Here is a 517-nt window from a genome sequence, read left to right as displayed (position 1 = left end):
CGCGGCGCCGCGCCTCTGCGCCATGCCACGCGCCGGCGGCGGCTGGCGCGAGCTGCCGGCGCCGCTCTTCCTGCGGCTGGACCGGCTGATGACCACCGGCGCCGATCCCGAGGAGGCGGACTGGCGCGACACCGTCGCGCTCCTGGAAGAAATCCTGGCGGCGCCGCCGGCGCTGCGCTTCGCCCCCGGCGCGGTGCTGGCGACGCTCGGCGGCAGCTGGAGCCTGCCCGACCACCTGGCCTGCCTGCGCGCGGCGCGGCAGCGCGACGGGCTGCGCCACGTGCCGCTGCTGCATGACTGCATTCCGCTGCTGCTGCCGGAATACTGCACCGAGGGCACCAGCCGCGACTATGCGCGCTGGTTCGCCAATCTGCCGCTGCACGCCGATGGGGTGATCGCCGTCTCCCGCTCCACCGAGCAGGACATGCGGCGCCTGCTGCGCGAGAGCCTGCCGGAGCTGCCCGCCCCGGCCAGCGCCGTGCTGCGGCTGGACGCGGCGCCGCGCGCGCCGTCCGGC

Annotated in this window: 1 pseudogene; it reads left to right on the top strand. The window is 77.0% G+C overall.

Annotation, left to right across the window (positions count from 1 at the left end):
• Positions 1–22 precede the first annotated feature (22 nt).
• Positions 23–517, top strand: a pseudogene (locus tag HMPREF0731_RS22910) (hypothetical protein); the annotation flags it as partial.

The sequence above is a fragment of the Pseudoroseomonas cervicalis ATCC 49957 genome (genome assembly GCF_000164635.1).
GTDB classification, from domain to species: Bacteria; Pseudomonadota; Alphaproteobacteria; order Acetobacterales; family Acetobacteraceae; genus Pseudoroseomonas; species Pseudoroseomonas cervicalis.
The sequence above is the reverse complement of the archived record's forward strand: the minus strand, read 5'-3'. Positions and strand labels throughout refer to the sequence as shown.